We start from the raw sequence: 22,204 nt of genomic DNA on the forward strand, positions 1-22,204 counted from the left end.
CAGGAATCTGGGGTCGGGCTCAGTTGCTCAGGCCGCCGAACAATGTCGGCAGGTCGAGCGGACGGAAGCCATAGTGTTCAATCCAACGCTGGTCAGCGTCGAAGAACGCACGCAGGTCCGGCATGCCGTATTTCAGCATAGCGAGACGGTCGATGCCGACGCCAAAGGCAAAGCCCTGATAGACGCTTGGATCAAGGCCAGCGTGTTCGAGCACGTTCGGGTGAACCATGCCGCAACCCAGAATTTCGAGCCAGTCATTGCCTTCGCCGATCTTCACTTCGGCGCCCGAGCGGTCGCACTGCACGTCAACTTCCATCGACGGCTCAGTGAACGGGAAGAAGCTTGGGCGGAAGCGCAAGGTGACGTTCGGCACTTCAAAGAAGGCTTTGAGGAATTCTTCGAGCACCCAGCGCAGCTGGCCGATGTGGCTCGACTTGTCGATGACGAGACCTTCCACCTGATGGAACATCGGGGTGTGGGTCTGGTCGCTGTCGTTACGATAGGTGCGGCCCGGAATAACCACGCGGATCGGCGGATCCTGTGGTGGGGTCAGATAGGACGCCGATGGCTTATCATTGGTCTTCTGCATGACGCGAACCTGCACCGGCGAGGTGTGGGTGCGCAGAACCTTCTTTTCCCCGTTTGGGCCGGGCTTCATGAAGAAGGTGTCGTGCATTTCGCGCGCCGGGTGACCTTCAGGGAAGTTCAGCGCGGTGAAGTTGTAATAATCGGTCTCGATATCGGGACCTTCGGCAACGGAAAAACCCATGTCCGAGAAAATCGCGGTGATTTCGTCAATCGTCTGCGAAATCGGGTGGATGCGGCCCTTGGCGGTTGGGGCAGGCTGCAAGGGTAGGGTGACGTCGAGCGTCTCCGCCTTGAGGCGCGCTTCTAGCGCTGCGCTCTTGAGGGAAATGCTGCGCGCGTCGATAAGGCCCGCCACATCATTCTTGAGCCCGTTGATAGCCGGACCCGCGGCTTTACGGTCTTCGGGGTCCATCGAGCCGAGAGTGGCGAGTAGGGCCGAAACAGACCCTTTCTTGCCCAGGGCTGCGACGCGCACGGCATCAAGTGCAGTTTCTGTGTCCGCGCCGGTAATGGCTGCGGAAATCTCACTGCGCAGGGTTTCGATCTGGGACTGCAGGGACATGAATAATCTCGTTCAACGTACTGGTGGCGGTTAGACCAAAACAAAACGCCCCGCGCCAGCCCTCTCGGGTGGCGCAAGGCGCAATTTTGACCTCAGCTAAGCTGAAGATTAGGCGGTAACGCGAGCGTGGGTGGTTGCATCCACGGTTTCGAGATACGCCAGAGCTGCCTTGGCCTTAGCGACGATAGCCGCAAAAGCTTCTGGCTGAGTGATCGCGAGATCGCTCAGAACCTTACGGTCGACAGCGACTTCAGCTTTGCTGAGGCCGTCGATAAAGCGGTTGTAGGTCAGGCCGTAGTCACGCACTGCTGCGTTGATACGCTGGATCCACAGAGCGCGGAAGTTACGCTTCTTGACGCGACGGTCGCGGTAAGCGTACTGGCCGGCCTTTTCGACCGCCTGCTTGGCGATACGGATCGTAGACTTGCGGCGGCCGTAGTAACCTTCGGCGGCCTTCAAGACCTTCTTGTGACGGGCGTGGGCTGTGACGCCTCTTTTTACGCGTGCCATTCTTTAGTGTCCTTCCAGCTTAGCGGTTGTACGGCATGTACCACTTCACCAGACCCTCGTCGCCCTTGGACAGGATCTTGGTGCCGCGGTTGGTGCGGATGTACTTTGCGTTGTGGCTGATAAGGCGGTGGCGCTTGCCGGCAACGCCGGCCTTCACCTTACCGGTTGCGGTGAAGCTGAAACGCTTCTTTGCACCGGACTTGGTCTTCATCTTTGGCATTTTGCGGGTCCTTTTGAAGGTACTTGGATGGATTTTGGCCCATCGCATTCAAGAACCGCCACGGCATGCCTTTTGGCCGGGCGATCCGGAGATGGGGCTTAATAGGCGTCCTGCGCTCGAAACGCAAGGCCTTAAGCCGCCTCCTCCTGGCTATCGTGTTCGCCTTGTGTAAAGCGAGTAACGATTTCGTCGAGCGCTTCGGCCTGCGCACGCGTTTGGTCGATCGAGGCGTGCGATTCTTCAACCAGCGCGGCGTTCTGGTGCATGTCGCTATCCATTTCGCGCATAGATTGTGCGATCGAAACAATAGACTGCGATTGGGACTGGGCCGAGGCCGCAATCTGTTCCATTTCAGAGCTTGAGCGACCGACCACGGTGTGGATGGCCGATAGCACTTCTGCTGCTTCCTGCGCGATCTTGGTGCCGCCCGCAACAACGGTTGAGGATTTCGAGGTCAGCGCCTTAATGTCTTGCGAGGCATTGGCCGCCGATTGCGCCAGACGGCGCACTTCTACGGCCACCACAGCAAAACCCTTGCCCGCATCGCCTGCGCGCGCCGCTTCCACCGAAGCGTTGAGCGCCAAGAGATTGGTCTGGAAGGCAATGTCTTCGATCATGCCCGTAATCGAGGAAATCTGATCAGAGGAGCTGCGGATGTCGGTCATTGCCTGCAGCAGGCGCGACATTGCCGAATTGCCATTATAGGCCAACTCGGCCGATTCCTTGGCGCTATTGGCGGCCTTATGGGCCAGTTCGGCGGTTTCATCGAGCTGGCTTGCCAGGTGTTCAACGGCGCGCACTGTGGTTTCCAGAACGCCAGCCTGACGATGAGTGCGTTCGGCCAGATTGTCGGTCCCGCTCAAAATCTCGCGGGTGGCGCGACGGAGGGCCTGGGAAGCGTCAGAGAGCTGTTCCATCGTGCCAGACAGAGACTCTGCCAAAGCATTGGTGTCGTTCTGCAGCTTCTGGAAGACGCCACGGAACTCGCCTTCAACGCGGTGATCCAAACGCGCGGCAGCAAGATTGGCCAGCACATTGGCGTTCGTCTGCACGCCTTGCGCCACCGTTTCCATCAGCGCGTTAACGCTGCGTGCCAAGGCGTCGAGATCATCGCTGCCATAACCATTGCTGAGACGCGCCGAGAAATCCCCATCAAGCGCGGCATCGACAACATGGCCGAGGTCCGCCTTGAGCGTGCTCCAGCGCTGCGCAGCAAGCTGCGCCTCGCGTTGCTCTTCCTGCTCGCGTTGGCGCGATGCCTGCAAGGTCTGGCCGTTCTTCCCGAACACTTCGAGCGCGCGGGCGATGCTGCCAAGCGCGTCGGTGCGCTCGGTATTATCAATTGTGAGGTCAAACTCACCGCTCGAGAGGCGGTCCATCCGCTCGGCGATGGCCCCGATTTCCTTCGCCAGCCAACGCGCCGTCAGCAGGCTAAAGATCACGCCGATGATCAATGCGAGGCCGCCTGCAAGCGAGGCCAAAAGGGTGATCTGGCCGCTCTGCTCACCAACCTGCTGTTCGATCCGCGCCTCTTCGGCAGCGCTTTGTTCAAGCGTGGAATTATACGACTGCAACAGCGCTGCGTCGGCAGCAGCGACAGAGCGCTCAAACTCGGCACTGGCTTGTTGGATCTCCGCCATAGTGGTGAGTTCTGAGAGGACTAGGTTGAGTTCACCCAGAATGGTTTTGGCGAGGTCATCCAAAGGCGAGCCATAAATGCTGTAGCGCAGCATGTTGAGCGCTTTGGTGGTTTCGGAGTGCGCGGTCATGGCGTGGTCCAGCGCGCCCGGTTCCCCGCTCAACAGATCTTCTGTTTCAATGCGCAGCATCAGAACACCACGCTGCACCGCTGCGCCGTTTGCCGTTACGGCAACGGACAGCCCATCGAGCTGCGACAAGCCTTTGACCAGCTCTTCTGCCTGATCCATCAGGGTCAGGTTTTGCGCGCGTACCATCTCACTTTGGGAGATGAGGTTCGTATCGAGAGCGATGATGGATTCAACGTTCTCAATGAACACGGCCACGTCTTCTTCGGGCAAGCGCGCCAGCGCTTCGCGCAAAGGCGCCTCAGTCGCGCTCGATGGTCGGACGCGGTATTGGCTAAAGGCAAGGCGCGCATCCGCCAGATGTTCAGATCGCGTGCGAACTTCATCGGTCTGCTGCGCCACTAGGCTTCGGTCTGCAAAAGCCGCGGTTAATGTCTGGCTGCCTACCAAGCACAGTGCAAGAAGGCCACCCATCAGCACGATCAGGATGCTAAAAGCGAGATAGATACGCGCTGACAGAGATAAGCGGTGCAGATTCATAGACCTAGCCTAGGGAAGTCCCAACGTTAGCGGACTAGGTAGAGCTCATATCTTAATGAATCTTGCATGGTACTGCCATAAATGTGGTTATGGCAGTAGCTTAGCGGCACGCGCGCGCCGCTAAGAGATATGTCAAAGCTGGACTCCCTAGTGCCCGCTCTGCTCAGCCGCGCTGTAGTTCCGCAGGGCAAAGCCCACGCCAATGGCCAAGACTGCCACGATTGTTGCAGCGCTGAGGAGAACCGTTTGGTGAGCACTGGAAAAAGCCAGACGCGCCGCCTGTTCCAAAAGCCCTGCCTGATCGCCTAGGCCTTGGGCAGCCAACATGGTCTCCCCAATCGAATCCTTGGCATTGGCAGGCACGAGTGCCGCCAGACCCTCAGGAACGCGCAGGTTTGTGGCGTAGATATTGGTGAGCAAGACGCCAAAGAGCGAAATGCCCAAGCCTGCGCCCAGCTCATAGCCCGTGCCTTCTAGTGAGCCCGCAGCTCCGGCTTTGTCGGCCGGTGCATTCGACATAATGGCGATCGAGGAGGCTGTAAGGCCGATGCTGAGGGCCAGCCCAAGCATTGCCATCATCAGGTAAACCGTTACGCCGGGGTGGTGGAAATCGCTGACACCCAAGACGCTCAGCGCTAGGGCCGCAATCAACAACGACGCCGGTGCGAGCCACTTTAGCCCGACGTATTTGACCAGATAGCCGGCCACAGGTCCCCCAATCGCCGAGGCGATGACGAGCGGCATCATGAAGAGTCCGGCTTGAAGCGGGCTACGCCCAACCACAAACTGCAATTCCTGCGCGATAGTGAGTTCCACTCCAGCCAGCGCGCCGGTCACGACCAGTGCCATGACCACGCCCGCGACAATAGCGGGTGTTTGCAGGAGGCTCATATCGAGCATGGGCGTTGCCGAGCGCCATTGCCGGCGCACAAACCAAGCGATCAGTGCCAGCCCGATGGCCGCAATGGAGAGGCTGGTGATGACGGAACTGTCGGGCTTAAAGCCAGATTTGAGCGCGTAAACGGTGGCAATCAGGCCAAGAATAAGGGCCAGTGCCTGTCCGAATTTCCACTCAGCTGTGCCTTCTGGCTTGCGCTTCGGGACGACGAAATAGGCGAGCGGCCAGACAATGGCCATTACCGGCACATTGATCAAAAACACCGAGCCCCACCAGAAGTGCTCAAGCAGGAAACCGCCCACCAGCGGACCAAAAGCCGCGCCTGCGCCGCCGATCGTGCCCCAGAGGCCCAAGGCCATGGCGCGTTCATTCGCATCGTCAAACGTCTGGCGAATAATGGCCAGAATATTGGGCATCACCATGGAGGCGCCGATCGCGAGCAACAGCCGTGCGCCGATCAAAACGCTGGCGGTGGGAGCGAAAGCGGCAATCACCGAGGCGACCAAAAATATGGCGAGCCCGGTGAGCAGCATCCGCTTATGCCCCACCCTGTCGGCCAGAGTGCCCATCGGCACCAAAAGACCGGCCATGATCAGGGGGTAAATGTCGATGATCCAAAGGATTTCGGTGCCACTCGCGCCCAGTGCCAAGGTCAAAGACGGCACGGCGATGTGCAAGATGGTCATGTCGATGACGATCGGCACAAAGGCAACCAGAACTGCGATCAGCACCAGCCATCTGTTATGAGTCTTCGGCATCGTACACCTCATTTTGAGTCATTGCGGCCTAGCCTCGCCGCCAAAGATTGGCTATTTATATCCGTCCGGACGGATTGAAAATAAGAAAAAGTGGGTAGAAAACAAACAATTGATCGTGGTGCCTTGCTCGATGCCGCCGAGCGCGTGGTGTTTCGCGATGGCGCTGGGCAGCTGACAATCGAAGCGGTTGCCGCCGAAGCTGGGGTCAGCAAAGGCGGGGTGCTTTACGCGTTCACCAATAAGGATGGTTTGATCGACGCCATGTTCACGCGCGTCTTTGCCGCAATGGACGAGATCGCCAACGCGCGCATGGCTGAGATGGAAGATACAAGCGAAAACCGCGTTCGCGCCCATACCATCGCCAGCCGCGACGCCGGCCAGAGCCTGAACGAGCGCTCGGTTGCGCTCGTGACCAATTTCATGCGGTCGCCGCAATATCGGAAAGGGGCGCTGGAGTATTACGAGCAACTCCTGCGCAAGCTGGACCTCTCGACCCCGTCAGGTCGAAAAGCGCGCCTCGCGCTCTTTGCCAGCGAAGGCGCGCTCCTGCTGCGCGGCATGGATTTTTACCCCATCAGCGAAAGCGACTGGGTCGAGATCCATAATGATATTCTCTCTATTCTGCTTGCCGAGAAGCCTTGAGGCGCGGCTCAAGGTGATCTTCAAAGAGCAGGCCCGGCTGTGCCGCGAGGGCATCGCCGAATTCGGCCTCGGCCGCTATCGAGATGGTTAGGAAAGCAGCGACGCCGTCCACATCGCTTTGCGATAGCCCATAATAGCCACTTTCCAATCTCCTCAGGATTTCGCGCTTGGAGCGGATCATTCCTTCGGTCACATTGGTGGAATTGCTCATCGAGCCTTCGCGCTTGATATAATCATGCAGTGGCTCGCCCAAATGGTAGCTTTGTGGCGCCGTCCGGTAGAGCTGCAGCAAAAACTCCAAATCGGTCATATTGCTCATGCCGGTTTCAAACCGCCCATCAGCTTTGGCTCGGTCCCACACCACCATTGAGTCCATCGAAAGGCTCACCCATTTGTGTTCGCCCGGCGTCAGCGCGCGGTTCTCGCCAACGCCGACAAAGCGCAGGTGGGCAAAGCTCATGTCCATGACATCAAGCGCGGTGGTGACAATGGCAAAATCCTTGAGCGTTGACACAGCTTTCTCAAGTTTTGTGGGCTTTAGCCGATCGTCCGCATCCAAAATTGCGGCATAGGGCGCGGTAATCGTTTCGAGTGCCACATTGCGCGTCACCGAAGCGCCAAGGCCAATGCCGCCGCTGGTGAGAAAACGCTGGCGCGGATCGTTTAGGCCCTGTTCATACATGTAGGAGCGATAATCGAAGCCGTCGTCGGCGATGATCCAGTGTTCCCAGTCGCCGTGTGTTTGGTTCAGTACGCTTGTCGCGGTCGTCGCCAGCGTGCTTTGGGCGTGAAAGGCAGGCGTAATGATGGCGACCGTATGGGGCATGGATGCTCCTTAGCTCTTGAACCCGGCTAGGCCATACCCATATCTTGAGCGCGTTGCAGACGCCATATGTGTTCGGGTCTGCGACAGGACGTTGCTTGATGTTCAAGGACGCTTAAATGTCGCGTATTTCGGTGTTTTCCGCACCTTTCCTCCTCGGGTTTGATAACTTTGAGGAGCGCATTGATCGCCTTCAGCGTGCTGCTGACGGCTATCCGCCCTATAATATCGAGCGCGTTCAGACCGAAGATGGCGCTGAACGATTTTTGATCTCGGTTGCCGTCGCTGGGTTCTCGCAAAATGAACTCGATGTGCAGGTTGAAGACAATCAGCTGCAGCTACGAGGAAAACAGAAAGACGACCCCGGTCGTGACTATCTGCATCGCGGCATTGCGGCCCGCCAATTCCAACGGAGCTTTCTGCTTGCCGACGGAATGCAAGTCCTCGATGCAACTTTAGGGCATGGTATGCTCGTTATCACTGCTGAGCGTCCTCGCGCTCAGAAGATCGCCCGAATTATCAACATTCGCTCTCTCTAAATGAGCACTCCTCCCCAAGGGCCGAGCCTCCGGCCCGTGCCAGGAGAGAGCCAAGGAAAGGAAAGGGCCGACCCGATGATGGACAAAAGCAATTCCGACCTTCATGCGGATGAACTGAACCCGCTTAAGCATCTCACGCGCGCCCAGTTTGCCGCGCTCGGGGGTGATGCGGTCGCCTATATTAAAGCCGTGCCTGGCGCGCTGCTGACGACGCTCATCGAGGAAGGCCATTTCGACGCCGCTGGTGAATATCACCTGGTGATGTCTGCTGATGGCACCCCGCTCATGGTGGCCGATACCACCGAGGCCGTCGCAGAATGGCTGTCGGACCAGCGCATTGGTGTTGCAACTCTGCATTAGGCAGGATTGAAAAGCCCAAAGAAAAACCCCCGGAGCGCGTGCTGCGGGGGTTTTTTAATCTTTGCCTAGCGGTTTACGCCGCGTCTTCTTCCAACTGCTCGGTCAGCAGCACGTGCAGACGATCTGCATCGTTTTCGGCTCGGAGTTGGTCGACCACGCTTTCGGTGCGCAGAATGCGCGCTACGCGTGAAAGGGCCTTGAGGTGATCAGCGCCGGCGCCAACAGGGGCGAGCAGCATCACGACAATGTCCACTGGCTGGTCGTCGACAGCGTCGAACTCGATCGCCTCATCAAGGCGAGCGAACACAGCGGTTACGCCTTGGAGTCCGGATACCTTGCCATGCGGGATAGCAATTCCGTTGCCCAAACCTGTCGAACCCAACTCTTCTCGTGCCATCAGCACTTCGAGAATGGTCTCTGCAGGAAATCCGGTAAGCTCGGCGCCCTTTTGGGAAAGGAGCTCAAACAGATGGCGTTTGTCGCGCACACCCGTGCAAGTCAGCACGGCATGTTCTGCCAGAATATCGGCCAATTCCATAAGTCTGCCTTAGGGTCTCATCAGCGAAAACAGTCGGCGGGCGCCCATTAACTGGCGCTCAGGGCTGGGTCAATCCAGCCGATATTGCCGTCCGCGCGGCGGTAGACCACATTCAGGCCGCCATGTCCAGCGTGGCGGAACATAACGACTTGTTGACCGGTGAAGTCGAGCTCCATAACGGCCTCGTCTACGCTCATCTGTCGGAGGTTTTTCGTGGTCTCGGCAATCACCGGGGGAGCATAGTCCTCTTCGAGCTCGTCAACACCCTCTGTCCCTCCAAAAACTGTGTATTGCGCGACGAAGTCGTCCTCGGCATTTGCTTCCGCACGACGGTGCGAGCGCAGCTTGCGGTTATAACGGCGGAGTCTTTTTTCGATATTGTTTGCGACGATTTCATAGGTCGCGGTCGGGTCTTGCGCCTTCCCGCTCACCTGCAGCGTAGCCCCTGTATCAAGGTGAACCACGCAGTCGGCATGGAAACCAATGCCATCGGGCGTCAGGGTAAGATGGCCGTCATAGCCGCCGTCGAAGTACTTTCGCACCACATGAGCGACGTGATCTTGGGCTTTGCCACGCAGGGCATCACCAACGTCCATATTCTTTCCCGAAACACGTAGGGTCATGGCTTTCTTCCTTTCGGTCGTATGGCCAGACGAGATGTTCCGTAAGCCGCTTCCCGGCTTTACGGGATCTGCGTCTGTCAGCACGCGAAACCGCACTGACAAGAGGATGCTAGCCCCGCTCTTAATCCAAGTCCATGACGAACTCGGCTTCCTTAGGAGTTTAGCGAGGTGACAGCACTCCTTTGTCAGACTACGCTTCGCGCTGAAATAACGGGGCGTTTTGCCCTTAGTTCCGAAAAACTTTGCTTAGCGCTCAAGGTTTTTTCTGTGTCAGCGCGACGCGCAGAAATTGCGCCCTGTCAGTCACTTCACCTGGTCTAGCCGGCGACATCGCCAGCCCCTCTCCACGTCTGGTCGAGCCAAGGCGAAAGCCTCCCAAATCAGCCTGAAATCTCGACAGATTTTGGTCGTCAGACGCGCAGGCGCGCGGGACCTCTTTAGTCGGCGAGGTTCTTCTTTTGACGACGGCGAATGACCGAGGAAGGTATATTCATGCCTTCGCGGTATTTGGCCACAGTGCGTCGGGCCAGTTCGATACCCTGCTCTTTGCGCAAAATCTCTGCGATGGTGTCGTCAGAGAGAATGGCCTTGGCGTCTTCGGCGTCGATCAAATTCTTGATCCGATGGCGCACGGCTTCCGCCGAATGGTCGGCCCCGCCCTCCGATGAGGCAATGGCGGTGGTGAAGAAATACTTCATCTCATAAAGGCCGCGGGGGGTGGCCATGTATTTTTGGGCCGTCACGCGCGACACGGTGGACTCGTGCATTTCAATGGCTTCGGCCACCATTTTCAGCGTCATCGGCTTGAGGTGCGAGACCCCGTGGGTCAGAAACCCATCCTGCTGACGAACGATCTCTGTCGCCACCTTGGTGATGGTCTGCGCCCGCTGATCAAGGCTCTTCGTCAGCCAGTTTGCGGTCTGCAGGCAGTCGATCAGAAAAGTCTTCTCGGCCGTATCGCGGGTCTTCTTTGTGACCGTTGCGTAATAGACGCGGTTGACGAGCACGCGCGGCAAGATCTCGGAATTAAGTTCGATCTGCCACCCGCCATCTGTGCCTGGCCGAACGAACACGTCCGGAACGATCGATTCAACCGGCGCGATATCAAACGCTAGGCCGGGCTTGGGGTCGAGCTGCTTGAGCTCGGCCAACATATCGATCAGATCTTCCTTGTCGCAGCCGATGGTTTTGAGCAGCGCCGACATATTATGGTCGGCCAGCAAATGCAGATTCTCGATCAGCTTTTGCATCACCGGGTCAAATCGATCCCGCTCGATGAGCTGGAGTGTCAGACACTCCGCCACCGACCGCGCGAACAGTCCCATGGGCTCGCAGGTCTGCAGCACCTGCAAAACTGCCTCAACATCTTCGATGTCAGCCCCAAGCAGCTCGGCAATGCTGTCGAGTTCGACGCTGAGATAGCCAGCCTCGTTCAGCCCATCGATCAGATGTTGGGCGATCAGCCGATCGGCTGTCGTGCGCAGCACCATATTGGCCTGCGCTTCCAAATGATCAGACAGGCGCGGCTTGGCGGCGACATATTGGTCGAGGTCCGATGTTTCGCCGCCCTCAAACGAGCCGCCACGGTCCGGCCCAGAGGTCTGGCCAATGTCTTGCGGAATGGCATCGGGGAAGACGTTCTCGACCGCCGTGTCATAGCCCTCAGCGATTTGGTCAGCGTCTTGAATACGTTCGCCCTGCGCGACAGTGTCCTCATAGGCGCTCATTTCAACCGGCTTTTCCACCGGCTCGCTATCGGCGCTGTCTTCGCTCGGCCCCTCTTCACGCTCCAACAGTGGATTGCGCAGCAGCTCGGTCTCAACGAAAGCGTTGAGCTCAAGATGGCTAAGCTGCAGCAGTCTGATGGACTGCATCAGCTGCGGCGTCAGCGTTAGCGATTGGGACTGGCGAAATTCCAGCCGTGGCGAAAGCGCCATGCGTGTGAGGTCTCGTGTTGCAATGTCCGGCCGATAAGGCCGCTTCCCGCCGGGACCATGCAACAAAATAAGGCGTCCGGCAAGTTTCGTGCCAGATATTTCAGGCGACGAAATTCAGTTTAACCAGAACGCGCTAGATGGAGAAACCTTCGCCCAGATAGACCCGTCGTGCTTCTGGATCGGCCGAAATCATCTCTGGCTTGCCTTGGATCATCACCTTGCCGCCATGGATAAGATAGGCGCGATCGACGAGGCCAAGGGTCTCACGCACAGCGTGGTCGGTGATGAGCACGCCAATGCCACGTTGGGTGAGCTGGCGCACGAGGCCCTTCACTTCAGCCACGGCAATGGGGTCAACGCCCGCAAAGGGCTCATCGAGCAGCATAAAGGCTGGGTCAGCTGCAAGGGCACGCGCGATTTCGACGCGCCGACGCTCACCGCCCGAAAGGGCGAGGGCATTAGATTTCGCGAGATGTTCGATAGAAAATTCGCTCAGCAGCGCTTCCAGGCGGCGCTTACGCTCAGCCTTGCCACTGACCGTGTTTTCAAGCACGGCCATGATATTGCCGGTGACGGTCAGCCCGCGGAAAATGCTCGGCTCCTGAGGCAAATAGCCGATCCCCAGCTGTCCGCGCTGAAAAAGCGGCAGGCGGGTGATGTTTTGACCATCAATAACAATGGTGCCTGCGTCTGGCTTTACCAGGCCCATGATCATGGTGAAGACAGTAGTTTTGCCAGCGCCATTCGGCCCCAGCAGGCCAACGGCTTCGCCGCGCCTTACAGCGAGCGACACATCGCGCACGACGACGCGCTTGCCGAAGCTCTTGGCCAAATTATTGGCGACCAGCCAACCGGTCTGGTCGACACGTGCTGAGGTTTCTGCACTCATTGAGAGGTAAAAACCCCCGTCACGCGGCCGCCGCCAGAGCTGGTGAAGGTCGAGACATTGGTTTCAAGGTTCACCACCAGTTCGGTCGCATCGACAGTGCCGGACGCGTTCTTCACCTTCACATTGCCGGTAAGGCGCATCAGCTGGTCGGCCGGGGTGAACACGGCGCGGTCGCCGGTTGAATCCTGGTCCTTGGTCAGCAGGCGCACATTGCCCCCGGTGGCCTCGAAGGTTTTGATGTCGCTGGTGCCGCCATCGCCATAGGTCGCCACAACTTTGGGCGCCCAGACGGTTACAACGGGATGCTTGACCACAACATTGCCGGTGAACACTGCTTCCCGGTCGGTTTCGTTCATCACGAACTCATCCGAGGAGATCTCGACAGGGTTTTGGGCCTGCGCGGGGCTAGCTGCTAAAAGCGGCATCAGCACAGCGGGGATCGCTAACCAGCGTTTCATGGTGTTTCGCCTTCTTCAGTCTCAGACTGCCCCTCGCCCGGGGTGGAGGGGATGGTTACGACAGAGCGGGAGAACGTCCACTGTGCCGCTTCCGCATCATAAACAAGACCTTCGGCACGTACAGAGGAACCGTCGGCGTAATCAATTTCCACACGGCCTTCACTGGTCAGGATTTGGCTGCGCCAGTCAAAGGTCGAATTCACAATCGTCCCGACTGTACCGGTGGAGTCCGAAACCTCGGTTAATCCGCGCGCGATGGTGAGTTCGCGTAGAGTGTCGAGTTCGGCGTCATTGGTTTGGGCAATAAACTGTACGCCGTCGGCGCGGTCCATCACGAGGCGGGCATTTTCGAGGTCGACAAAGTCGCGCCGGTCATTGCTCGACCGCGCGCCTTCCGAGGAGACGCGATAGCGCGATCCGTCCGGCAGGACGCCCACATATTCTGGCGCTTCGACAACCACGGCCTCTGGGGTGACAGTAATATTGCCGACTTCAAACCGCCCGCTGATGCTGGAAATGTAGAGTTGCAGACAGAGGGCTGCAAACACCACCACGCCCAAAATCGGCACGAAAACACGCAAGAGGCCGACGAAGCGATTGCGCCGCGCCAGCCTTTTAAATGCTCTCGAATTCGCCGTCGTATCGCTCATCGAGCGGGGTACTCTTAGCTATGAGCAAAAATGTCGGTTTCTTCCCAACCCAGGAGATCGAGCTCGCAGCGGGTCTTGAGGAAGTCAAAGCATTGCTGCGCCAACTCGGTGCGGCCTTCGCGGGCCAGCATTCGGTCTAGGTGGCGCTTGAGGTCGTGCAGGTGCAAAACGTCAGAAGCTGCATATTCAAGCTGCGCGTCGGTCAGCTTGGTATTGCCCCAGTCCGAGCTTTGCTGCTGCTTACTCATGTCGACACCGAGCAATTCACGCGAAAGATCCTTCAGACCGTGGCGGTCAGTATAGGTGCGCACGAGCTTAGAGGCGATCTTGGTGCAGTAAATCGGACCTGTGACCACGCCAAACCGGTTTTTCAGCACTGCGACGTCAAAGCGCGCATAGTGGAAAATCTTGGTCACATTGGCGTCGCCAAGCAGCTTGACGAGGTTCGGTGCCTCGGTTGCGTCTTGCGGGATTTGCACCACGTCAGCGCTGCCATCGCCCGGCGAAAGCTGCACCACGCAAAGGCGGTCGCGACTGGGGTTGAGCCCCATTGTTTCAGTGTCGATCGCAACTTCGCGGCCGTAGTTGTTCAGATTTGGCAGGTCGCCGCGGTGTACTCGGATGGCCATGAATGATGTCCAGCAATTCAATTTCACCTGTCTTGGCACAGACCTGTGTCGATGGAAAGGCGAAGCGGACAATTGCGAGATGAAATGCGTCGCATTGGCATATAACCATATCAAGATTTCTTTATATCCTCCTTGACCCGCCCCTTCGCCAGTGTCACAAAACGCTCAATATGTGTGCGCCCTCGGGCGTCTGGAACTTTAGGGGACTTTAGCGTGGCACGCTCGTCTTACCTCTTCACCTCCGAATCCGTTTCTGAAGGTCACCCCGATAAGGTCTGTGACCGCATCTCGGACGAGATTGTGGATCTGGTGTTCAAGGAAGCTAAAAAGACCGGCATGGATCCGGCGCAGGTGCGCATCGCGTGTGAAACGCTCGCGACCACCAATCGCGTCGTCATTGCTGGCGAAGTGCGCGTTCCCGATTCGCTTTTGAAGAAGGACAAGCAGGGCAATATCGTTCACGATGCTGCCGGTGCGCCGATGGTGAACCCGTCCAAGTTCAAATCTGCTGCTCGCAAGGCGATCCGCGCCATTGGCTATGAGCAGGACGGCTTCCATTGGAAGACCTGCCGTATCGATGTGCTGCTCCATGGTCAGTCCGCTGACATTGCGCAGGGCGTGGACGAAAGCGGCAATAAGGATGTTGGCGCTGGCGATCAGGGCATCATGTTCGGCTATGCCGCACGCGAAACCCCAGAATTGCTACCGGCCCCGATCTATTACGCCCACAAGATTCTTGAGACCCTGACCGAAGCGCGCAAGTCCGGCACCGGTCCTGCTGCGGTTCTGGGACCAGATGCCAAGAGCCAGGTGACTGTCCGTTACGAAAACGGCCAGCCTGTTGGTGTGACGCAGATCGTCCTTTCGACCCAGCATCTGGATGAAACGCTTTCCTCCGCTGACGTCCGTAAGATCGTCGAGCCATATATTCGCGAAGCTCTGCCGGAAGGCTGGATTTCGGCGGACACGGTTTGGCACGTCAACCCAACGGGCAAGTTCGTCGTTGGCGGTCCAGACGGCGACGCGGGCTTGACCGGTCGCAAGATCATTGTCGACACTTATGGTGGTGCAGCCCCTCACGGCGGTGGCGCGTTTTCTGGCAAAGATCCGACCAAGGTCGATCGCTCGGCCGCTTATGCTGCGCGCTATCTCGCCAAGAACGTGGTTGCAGCCGGTCTTGCCGACCGCGCTACCATTCAGCTCTCCTATGCCATTGGCGTTGCCAAGCCGCTCTCGATCTATGTCGATCTGCATGGCACCGGAAAAGTCGATGAATCCAAGCTCGAAGCCGCTTTGGCTGAGGTGATGGATCTGACCCCGCGTGGCATTCGCACCCATCTCGATCTCAATAAGCCCATCTATGCGTGCACCGCTGCTTATGGCCATTTTGGTCGCAAAGCCGGCCGCGATGGCTCTTTCTCTTGGGAAAAAACCGATCTGGTGAAGGCTCTCAAGGCCGCAGTCGCCTGATCTTTACGCGCATAACCTTGACCAAGGGCCTCTTTTGCACCAAGCGAAGGGGCCCTTCATTTATTCTAGATGACCATGACCGAACACGAGCTACCCAAAACCCGCACCGGCGAGCCGCGCGCCTTCTTTGGTCGCCGTTCTGGCAAGAAATTGCATGGTGGGCAGCTTGAGCTGGTCGACGATCTGCTGCCGCAAGTTGAGATCAAACTCCATGAGCAATTTGATCCGCGTTCGATCTATCCCGATGCCAAGCGCATTGTGGTCGAGATCGGCTATGGTGGTGGTGAACATCTGGCGCGCAAGGCTGCCGAAGAGCCAGAAACTGGCTTTATTGGCTGCGAAGTTTTTACCGGCGGTATCGGTAAGATGGTTCAGGCCATTGCTGCCGCGGAGCTGCAAAACATCCGCCTCTTCACCGATGACGCGCTCAAGTTTTTGATGAGCCTGCCCGACGCCTCCGTCGATGCGATTTATCTGCTCTATCCCGATCCGTGGCCAAAGAGTCGTCACCACAAGCGCCGCTTTGTGTCGCCGACCACCTTGGCGCAGCTTTCCCGCGTCATTCGTCCGGGGGGCAATTTCTTCTTTGCCTCAGACATTGAAGATTATGCCGATTGGACGCAGGCGCATCTAGTGCGCTGCCCTGAGTTCCGCTTTGAAACCAGCGCGCCCGGTGATTGGCACATTCCTTATGCGGGTTGGAAGCCGACTCGCTATGAACAGAAGGCGCGTCGCGAAGGTCGGATGATTTCCTGGTATTTCACCTATACCCGCGTGTGATGAGAAGCCTCTCGCTTGGCTTGCCATTGGCGGGTTGAGGGTCTATATAGAGACCAACATCGTTGCTCTCTTCTGAGAGTGGGTGCCGGAAGGCCCCCGCTCTTTTTGTTATCTTGGGATCCAATGGCTTTCGATCTGACCGAAAAGCGCTACATCAAAGAGACCGGGCTTGAAGCTCGCATCTCGCGCATCGTTGAGCCGGTGGCTAATGGCCTCGGCTACTCGCTGGTTCGTGTGAAAATCACGCAGGAAAACGGCTGCACCCTTCAGATTATGGCTGAAGATGCCAATGGCCGCTTCAACATTACCGATTGTGAAAATCTGTCCAAGGACCTGTCTCCGGTTCTCGACGTAGAAGATCCAATCGAACGCGAATATCATCTGGAAGTGTCCTCGCCGGGCATCGACCGGGCCCTCGTTCGTAGGCGCGATTATGAGCGCTTCCTTGGCCATGAAGCCAAGATCGAGCTGATGGACATGGTCAATGGCCGCAAGCGCTTCCGTGGCGGCATCACTGCGGTGGATGCGGATGGCGTGACCATCACTCTGCCTGATGCGCCGGGCGGTACTGATCCAAATCACAAGCTTGCCTTCTCAACCATTGGGGAAGCCAAGCTGGTCATGACCGACAAGCTCATGGATATGGCTCGCGCTGAGCAGGAGCTGCATCCAATCGACGACGACGAAACCGAAACGGTTGAATACGCCGACGCCGATAATGACGACGATATGTCTGAGGAGTCCAAATAATGGCTGTTAGTGCGAATCGCCTTGAGCTGTTGCAGATCGCCGACGCTGTAGCGCGTGAAAAGTCGATCGACCGTATGGTCGTCATCGAAGCCATGCAGGACGCCATGGAAAAGGCGGCCAAGGGCCGTTATGGCGCTGAAACCGAAATCAAGGTTGAGATCAACCCACGCTCGGGCGAAACCCGTATGTGGCGTCTGCTCGAAATCGTTGAGTTCGTTGAAGAACCAGCGCGCCAGGTTGACCTCAAGTTTGCCAAGACCAAGTCGCCTGAAGCGCGCATCGGTGACTTCCTCACCGAGCCGCTGCCGCCAATGGAATTTGGCCGTATCGCCGCTCAGTCGGCTAAGCAGGTTATTGTTCAGAAGGTCCGCGACGCTGAGCGCGACCGTATGTTCGAAGAATTCCAGGGCCGTATTGGCGAAATCGTCAACGGTTCGGTTAAGCGCGTTGAATATGGCAATGTGATCGTCGACCTCGGTCGTGGCGAAGCCATCATTCGTCGTGACGAACTGATCCCGCGCGAAATGTTCCGCTACGGCGATCGCGTCCGCGCTTATGTTTATGACGTGCGTCGTGAACAGCGTGGTCCGCAGATTTTCCTCTCGCGCACCCATCCGCAGTTCATGGCCAAGCTCTTCATGCAAGAAGTGCCAGAAATCTATGATGGCGTGATCACCATTCGCTCCATCGCTCGTGACCCAGGGTCGCGCGCTAAGATCGCCGTTACCTCGAACGACAGCTCGATCGATCCGGTCGGCGCTTGCGTTGGTATGCGTGGCTCGCGTGTTCAGGCCGTTGTGGCCGAACTGCAGGGCGAAAAGATCGACATTATTCCGTGGACCGACGGCATTGCCGATCTCGTCGTATCCGCGCTTCAGCCTGCTGACGTTGCCAAGGTTGTTCTCGATGAACAGGCCGAGCGCATCGAAGTTGTGGTTCCTGATGAGCAGCTTTCGCTCGCCATCGGTCGCCGTGGTCAGAACGTGCGTCTGGCCAGCCAGCTCATTGGTTGGGATATCGACATCCTGACCGAGCAGGAAGAAAGCGAACGTCGCCAGAAGGAATTCACTGAACGCTCGACCCTGTTCATGCAGGCGCTGGACGTTGACGAAATGGTTGCCCAGCTTCTGGCTTCGGAAGGCTTCTCTTCGGTTGAAGAACTGGCCTATATCGAGCCGGGCGAAATCGCCACCATTGAAGGTTTCGATGAAGAAACCGCTGGTGAAATTCAGGCCCGTGCTGCTGACTTCCTCGCTGAAATCGATCGCAAGTTCGATGAAGAGCGTAAGGAACTTGGCGTCGAAGACGAGCTATACGAAATTGCTGGCCTGAACGCTGCCATGTTGGTGGCTCTGGGCAAGGAAGACATTAAGACGGTCGAAGACTTCGCTGGTTGTGCAGCGGATGATCTTATCGGCTGGACCGAACGCAAGGATGGCGAAACGAAGCGCTTCGAAGGTACTTTCAAGGACTTCCCGGTTTCTCGCGAAGAAGCCGAAGACATGATTATGCAGGCTCGTATCCGTGCTGGTTGGATCAGCGCAGACGAAATTCCTGCAGACGAAGACGATCAGTCTGTGGAGGAGGCGGTCTAACGACCGCCCTCCTCTTGGGAGCACCTGGCAGTGGCCCGGCGCGTAGAAACAACTAGAACTTGTGCCTTGACCCGCGAGGAATTGCCGGTCGAGGCGCTGGTGCGTTTCGTGGTTGGCCCCGATGAGGTGCTAGTCCCCGATGTCGAGGCACGCGCTGAAGGGCGCGGGGTTTGGATCTCGCTCAATCACGAAGCTGTGTCAGAAGCTGTCCGGAAAAAGGCGTTTGCACGGAGCCTAAAGGCCCCTGTAACCGTTCCGGATGATCTGGCACAACTCACCAGACTGCGTCTTGAGCAGCGCTATCTTTCGGCACTGGGCATGGCGAAAAAGGCCGGTCAATTTGTGACCGGAGCGACTAAAGTCAAAGGCGTTCTTGACAATGGAACGGCCTTGGCGCTCATCACCGCGACTGACGCGGCGCCCGATGGGCGGAACAAGATGACAGGGTCCTTGCGGGCTCTCAATTATGCGCGGCGCGACGAGGGCATCTCTGGCCCAGATGTGCCGCACTTCGAATTGCTCTCAAGTGATCAAATGGGTTTGGCACTTGGGTTGGAAAATGTGATACATGCTGCCCTGACGACAGGGGCAGCTGCGCAATCGGCGCTTGCAAAGGCGAGACGTCTCGCCATTTACAACGCCCAACCGACGCAAGAAGACACCGGCAGTGCATCTGCCATTGGTGAGCTTTTGCCCGCGGACCAGGACGAAAGACGATAGGAAGTATGGCTGATAACGACGACAAGCGTTCCGACGACACCGGCGCCAAAAAGACTCTGACCCTCAAGGGCGGCGCCGGGCTGGGCAATCGCCCCGGCGGGATGTCGCGCGCGCCCACGCGCTCGACCGTAGTCGTGGAAAAGCGCACTCGCGTGGTTCCCAAGCCCGCCGGACAGACCGGCACGGGTAGCGGCGGTGGCCGTCCCCAGGGTTCGGGCCGACCACAGGGTGGCCGCCCCCAGCAGCAGAACCGCGCACCGCTAGGCCTTTCGGCTGCGGAAGCAGAAGCACGCCGTAAGGCGCTTGCTCTCGCTGGCGCGCGTCAGGCTGAAGATAGTGAGCGTTTTGCAGCTGAAGAAGCGCGCCGCATTGAAGATGACAACCGTCGTCGTCAGATCCGCGAAGAAGCTGCACGCCAGGAAGAAGAACGCCGTCAGGCTGACGAAGCTCGTCGCGCTGAAGAAGCTGCATCCGTAGCTGCTGCAGAACGTCCGGTCGTCGAAGAAAAGCCAGCCCGCGAAGACTTCGTTCCAGCGAGCCAGCGCAATCCAGGCCCACGCGACGTTCGCGTCGTTGCTGGTCGTCCGGGTCAGTCCGCGCGTCCTACACGCAACGAACGTCCAGAAGGTGGTGCTCGTCCAACCGGCGACAACCGCCGTCCAGAAGGTACAGGCACACGTCCAGCTGGTGGCAACACCCGCCCAGCCGGTACAAACACCCGTCCAGCCGGCACGAACACCCGCCCAGCTGGCACAGGTGTGCGTCCAGCCGGTGGCCGTCCGTCCCCAGGCATGGCCCCAATCGGCAACGTCCCACCAGCACCGCCAAGCGAAGCTGATGGTCGTCGTACCCGCGCTGGTGCGCCACAGGCTCGTCCAACCACTGAAGCAGAACTCGAGAACGCACGTCGCGCCTCGCGCGCTCAGCCAGAACGTCCAACCCGTAAGGCGGACAATGGCGCCTCGCGTGGTCGTCTGACTGTTTCGACTGCAACCACCGAAAGCGATCGTGATCGTGGCCCGTCTTTGGCCGCTATGAAGCGTCGTCGCGACAAGAAGATGGGCCGCAACCAGCAGGATGCGCCAAAGCTTCAGCGTGAAGTGGTTATTCCAGAAGTCATCACGGTTGCAGAACTTGCAAACCGTATGGCCGAACGTTCGGTCACCGTGATCAAGATGCTCATGCAGCAGGGTCAGATGGTCAAGATCACCGACGTGATCGACGCCGACACTGCAGAACTGATCGCAACTGAACTCGGCCACACCGTTAAGCGCGTTTCGGACGCCGACGTTGAAGAAGGCCTGTTCGACATCGCTTCGGACGACAAGGCAGAAGATCTGACCGATCGTGCGCCGGTTGTGACCATCATGGGTCACGTCGACCACGGTAAGACTTCGCTTCTGGATGCGATCCGTAATGCCAATGTTGTGTCTGGTGAAGCCGGTGGCATCACCCAGCACATCGGTGCGTATCAGGTTGAACGGAACGGTGCGAAGATCACCTTCCTCGACACACCAGGCCACGAAGCGTTCACCGCTATGCGTGCTCGTGGTGCTCAGGCAACCGACATCGCCATCCTCGTGGTTGCAGCAGACGACTCCGTCATGCCGCAGACCATCGAATCCATCAAGCACGCCAAGGCGGCTGGTGTTCCGATCATCGTTGCGATCACCAAGATGGATAAGCCTTCGGCTGATCCGCAGAAGGTTCGCACCGAACTCTTGCAGCACGAAGTCTTCGTCGAAACCATGGGCGGCGACGTCCTCGACGTAGAACTCTCGGCCAAGACTGGTCTGGGCCTCGACAAGCTCCTCGAAACCATCCTCCTGCAGGCTGAAGTTCTCGAGCTCAAGGTTGCTCGTGATGGCCGTGCTGAAGGCCAGGTTATCGAAGCCAAGCTCGATCGCGGTCGCGGTCCAGTGGCTACGGTTCTCGTGCAGCGTGGCACGCTCAAGGTTGGCGACATTGTTGTTGCTGGCACCGAGTTCGCCCGTGTTCGCGCCCTGATTAACGACAAGGGTGAGCAGGTTAAGGAAGCCGGTCCTTCGGTTCCAGTTGAAGTCCTCGGCTTCAATGGCGTTCCGTCCGCTGGCGATCGCTTCTCGGTTGTTGAAACCGATGCGCGTGCTCGTGAAGTCACCGAATACCGTCAGCGCGCAATCCGCGAAAAGACAGCCGGTGGTGGTGCAACCAGCCTCGAGCAGATGATGAATCAGCTCAAGGCGAACGGCATCTCCAAGTTCCCGCTGATCATCAAGGGCGACGTGCAGGGTTCGGTCGAAGCGATCGTTGCTTCGCTCAACAAGCTCTCGACCGACGAAGTTTCGGCTCAGATCATCTACTCGGGCGTTGGTGGTATCACCGAGTCCGACGTGACCCTGGCTCAGGCTTCGAACGCGATTGTCATGGGCTTCAACGTCCGTGCCAATAAGCAGGCGAACGAACTCGCCAACCGCGACGCGATCGAAATCCGCTACTACAACATCATTTACAACCTCATCGAGGATGTGAAGGGTGCGATGAGCGGCCTTCTGGCTCCAGAACGTCGCGAAACCTTCATCGGTTATGCTTCGATCAAGGAAGTGTTCCAGATCACCAAGGTCGGCAAGGTTGCTGGCTGTCAGGTCACCGAAGGCTTCATCGAACGTGGTGCTGGCGTCCGTCTGCTGCGCGACAACGTGGTTATCCACGAAGGCAAGCTCAAGACCCTCAAGCGCTTCAAGGACGAAGTCAAGGAAGTGCAAGTCGGTCAGGAATGCGGTATGGCCTTCGAAAACTACGAAGACATTCGTGCCAACGACGTTATCGAATGCTTCCGTGTCGAAACCGTCCAGCGTTCGCTCTAAGCGCGTTGAAAACAAATTGAGAAAAGGGCGTGGCTTCGGTCACGCCCTTTTTTTATGGGTGGAGAAAGGGGTTTACTACTGACATTCCCTGTCACTGTTCTGGCATCAAGCTC

The 22,204-nt window shown here is 58.0% G+C and carries 22 protein-coding genes; 9 read left to right on the forward strand and 13 right to left on the reverse strand.

Translation table 11 applies throughout. The features are described 5' to 3' along the window. Positions 1–19: 19 nt before the first annotated feature. The 5 genes from pheS to JHC09_RS05360 all read right to left on the reverse strand — a co-directional run bounded on the left by pheS (position 20) and on the right by JHC09_RS05360 (position 5,842). Positions 20–1,150, reverse strand: coding sequence for a phenylalanine--tRNA ligase subunit alpha (gene pheS / locus JHC09_RS05340; protein WP_199531114.1), 1,131 nt, complete (start codon positions 1,148–1,150; stop codon positions 20–22). A 108-nt stretch (positions 1,151–1,258) separates the two neighbouring features. Beyond that, the gene (gene rplT, locus JHC09_RS05345) at positions 1,259–1,660 is read right to left on the reverse strand and encodes a 50S ribosomal protein L20 (RefSeq protein ID WP_169194346.1); all 402 of its coding nucleotides are present in this window, start codon (positions 1,658–1,660) and stop codon (positions 1,259–1,261) included. A 19-nt stretch (positions 1,661–1,679) separates the two neighbouring features. Beyond that, positions 1,680–1,880, reverse strand: coding sequence for a 50S ribosomal protein L35 (gene rpmI, locus JHC09_RS05350; protein ID WP_046105910.1), 201 nt, complete (start codon positions 1,878–1,880; stop codon positions 1,680–1,682). Positions 1,881–2,011: 131 nt separating this feature from the next. Continuing rightward, positions 2,012–4,186 (reverse strand): methyl-accepting chemotaxis protein, encoded by a 2,175-nt coding sequence (locus JHC09_RS05355; protein ID WP_199531115.1) that lies wholly within the window; start codon positions 4,184–4,186, stop codon positions 2,012–2,014. Positions 4,187–4,333: 147 nt separating this feature from the next. Beyond that, positions 4,334–5,842: an MFS transporter gene (locus JHC09_RS05360; protein ID WP_248308898.1), complete on the reverse strand. Its 1,509-nt coding sequence runs from the start codon at positions 5,840–5,842 to the stop codon at positions 4,334–4,336. 90 nt (positions 5,843–5,932) lie between these two features. Here JHC09_RS05360 and JHC09_RS05365 point away from each other — a divergent pair, with 90 nt between their 5' ends. Further along, positions 5,933–6,484 carry a TetR/AcrR family transcriptional regulator gene (locus JHC09_RS05365; protein WP_199531117.1) on the forward strand — a complete coding sequence of 184 codons (552 nt, stop codon included), beginning with the start codon at positions 5,933–5,935 and terminating at the stop codon, positions 6,482–6,484. On the opposite strand, the gene JHC09_RS05370 is transcribed toward JHC09_RS05365, so the two are convergent. Next, positions 6,459–7,310 carry a glycosyltransferase family 2 protein gene (locus tag JHC09_RS05370; RefSeq protein WP_199531118.1) on the reverse strand — a complete coding sequence of 284 codons (852 nt, stop codon included), beginning with the start codon at positions 7,308–7,310 and terminating at the stop codon, positions 6,459–6,461. The two genes, JHC09_RS05365 and JHC09_RS05370, sit on opposite strands and share 26 nt — an antisense overlap. 116 nt (positions 7,311–7,426) lie before the next feature. Between JHC09_RS05370 and JHC09_RS05375 the strand changes: the two genes are divergently transcribed. Next, a complete protein-coding gene (locus tag JHC09_RS05375) occupies positions 7,427–7,846 on the forward strand; it encodes an Hsp20 family protein (protein ID WP_199531119.1) in 420 nt (139 codons plus the stop codon). 75 nt (positions 7,847–7,921) lie between these two features. Then, entirely contained in the window at positions 7,922–8,206 is a 285-nt protein-coding gene (locus JHC09_RS05380) for a DUF1150 family protein (protein ID WP_199531120.1), read from the forward strand. Positions 8,207–8,279: 73 nt separating this feature from the next. Here JHC09_RS05380 and JHC09_RS05385 read toward each other — a convergent pair whose 3' ends face one another. The 7 genes from JHC09_RS05385 to JHC09_RS05415 all read right to left on the reverse strand — a co-directional run bounded on the left by JHC09_RS05385 (position 8,280) and on the right by JHC09_RS05415 (position 13,930). Further along, the gene (locus JHC09_RS05385) at positions 8,280–8,744 is read right to left on the reverse strand and encodes a PTS sugar transporter subunit IIA (protein ID WP_169194339.1); all 465 of its coding nucleotides are present in this window, start codon (positions 8,742–8,744) and stop codon (positions 8,280–8,282) included. A gap of 47 nt (positions 8,745–8,791) precedes the next feature. After that, a complete protein-coding gene (locus JHC09_RS05390; protein ID WP_169194338.1) occupies positions 8,792–9,367 on the reverse strand; it encodes an HPF/RaiA family ribosome-associated protein in 576 nt (191 codons plus the stop codon). A 437-nt stretch (positions 9,368–9,804) separates the two neighbouring features. Beyond that, positions 9,805–11,304, reverse strand: coding sequence for an RNA polymerase factor sigma-54 (gene rpoN / locus JHC09_RS05395; protein WP_199531121.1), 1,500 nt, complete (start codon positions 11,302–11,304; stop codon positions 9,805–9,807). 133 nt (positions 11,305–11,437) lie between these two features. After that, positions 11,438–12,193: an LPS export ABC transporter ATP-binding protein gene (gene lptB / locus JHC09_RS05400; protein ID WP_169194336.1), complete on the reverse strand. Its 756-nt coding sequence runs from the start codon at positions 12,191–12,193 to the stop codon at positions 11,438–11,440. Next, a complete protein-coding gene (locus JHC09_RS05405) occupies positions 12,190–12,651 on the reverse strand; it encodes an LptA/OstA family protein (RefSeq protein ID WP_199531122.1) in 462 nt (153 codons plus the stop codon). The genes lptB and JHC09_RS05405 overlap by 4 nt, the downstream gene beginning before the upstream one ends. Then, positions 12,648–13,301, reverse strand: coding sequence for a hypothetical protein (locus tag JHC09_RS05410; RefSeq protein WP_199531123.1), 654 nt, complete (start codon positions 13,299–13,301; stop codon positions 12,648–12,650). Before JHC09_RS05410 ends, JHC09_RS05405 begins: the two co-directional genes overlap by 4 nt. Before the next feature lie 14 nt (positions 13,302–13,315). Then, complete coding sequence (locus JHC09_RS05415) at positions 13,316–13,930, reverse strand: ribonuclease H-like domain-containing protein (RefSeq protein WP_169194333.1); 615 nt, start codon at positions 13,928–13,930, stop codon at positions 13,316–13,318. A 213-nt stretch (positions 13,931–14,143) separates the two neighbouring features. On the opposite strand from JHC09_RS05415, the gene metK reads away from it, so the two are divergent. From metK to infB, 6 genes are all read left to right on the forward strand, one after another. Beyond that, positions 14,144–15,400, forward strand: a complete 1,257-nt coding sequence (metK, locus tag JHC09_RS05420; RefSeq protein WP_199531124.1) for a methionine adenosyltransferase — start codon at positions 14,144–14,146, stop codon at positions 15,398–15,400. A 75-nt stretch (positions 15,401–15,475) separates the two neighbouring features. After that, positions 15,476–16,180, forward strand: coding sequence for a tRNA (guanosine(46)-N7)-methyltransferase TrmB (gene trmB / locus JHC09_RS05425; protein ID WP_199531125.1), 705 nt, complete (start codon positions 15,476–15,478; stop codon positions 16,178–16,180). A gap of 123 nt (positions 16,181–16,303) precedes the next feature. Beyond that, entirely contained in the window at positions 16,304–16,930 is a 627-nt protein-coding gene (gene rimP / locus JHC09_RS05430) for a ribosome maturation factor RimP (protein ID WP_199531126.1), read from the forward strand. After that, complete coding sequence (nusA, locus tag JHC09_RS05435) at positions 16,930–18,525, forward strand: transcription termination factor NusA (RefSeq protein ID WP_182394619.1); 1,596 nt, start codon at positions 16,930–16,932, stop codon at positions 18,523–18,525. The genes rimP and nusA overlap by 1 nt, the downstream gene beginning before the upstream one ends. A gap of 30 nt (positions 18,526–18,555) precedes the next feature. Further along, positions 18,556–19,245: an RNA-binding protein gene (locus tag JHC09_RS05440; protein WP_282567605.1), complete on the forward strand. Its 690-nt coding sequence runs from the start codon at positions 18,556–18,558 to the stop codon at positions 19,243–19,245. A 5-nt stretch (positions 19,246–19,250) separates the two neighbouring features. Beyond that, a complete protein-coding gene (gene infB, locus JHC09_RS05445) occupies positions 19,251–22,091 on the forward strand; it encodes a translation initiation factor IF-2 (protein WP_199531127.1) in 2,841 nt (946 codons plus the stop codon). The last annotated feature ends 113 nt before the right edge of the window (positions 22,092–22,204 follow it).

Origin of the sequence: Devosia sp. MC532 (genome assembly GCF_016461625.1) — a bacterium.
Classification (GTDB): Bacteria; Pseudomonadota; Alphaproteobacteria; order Rhizobiales; family Devosiaceae; genus Devosia.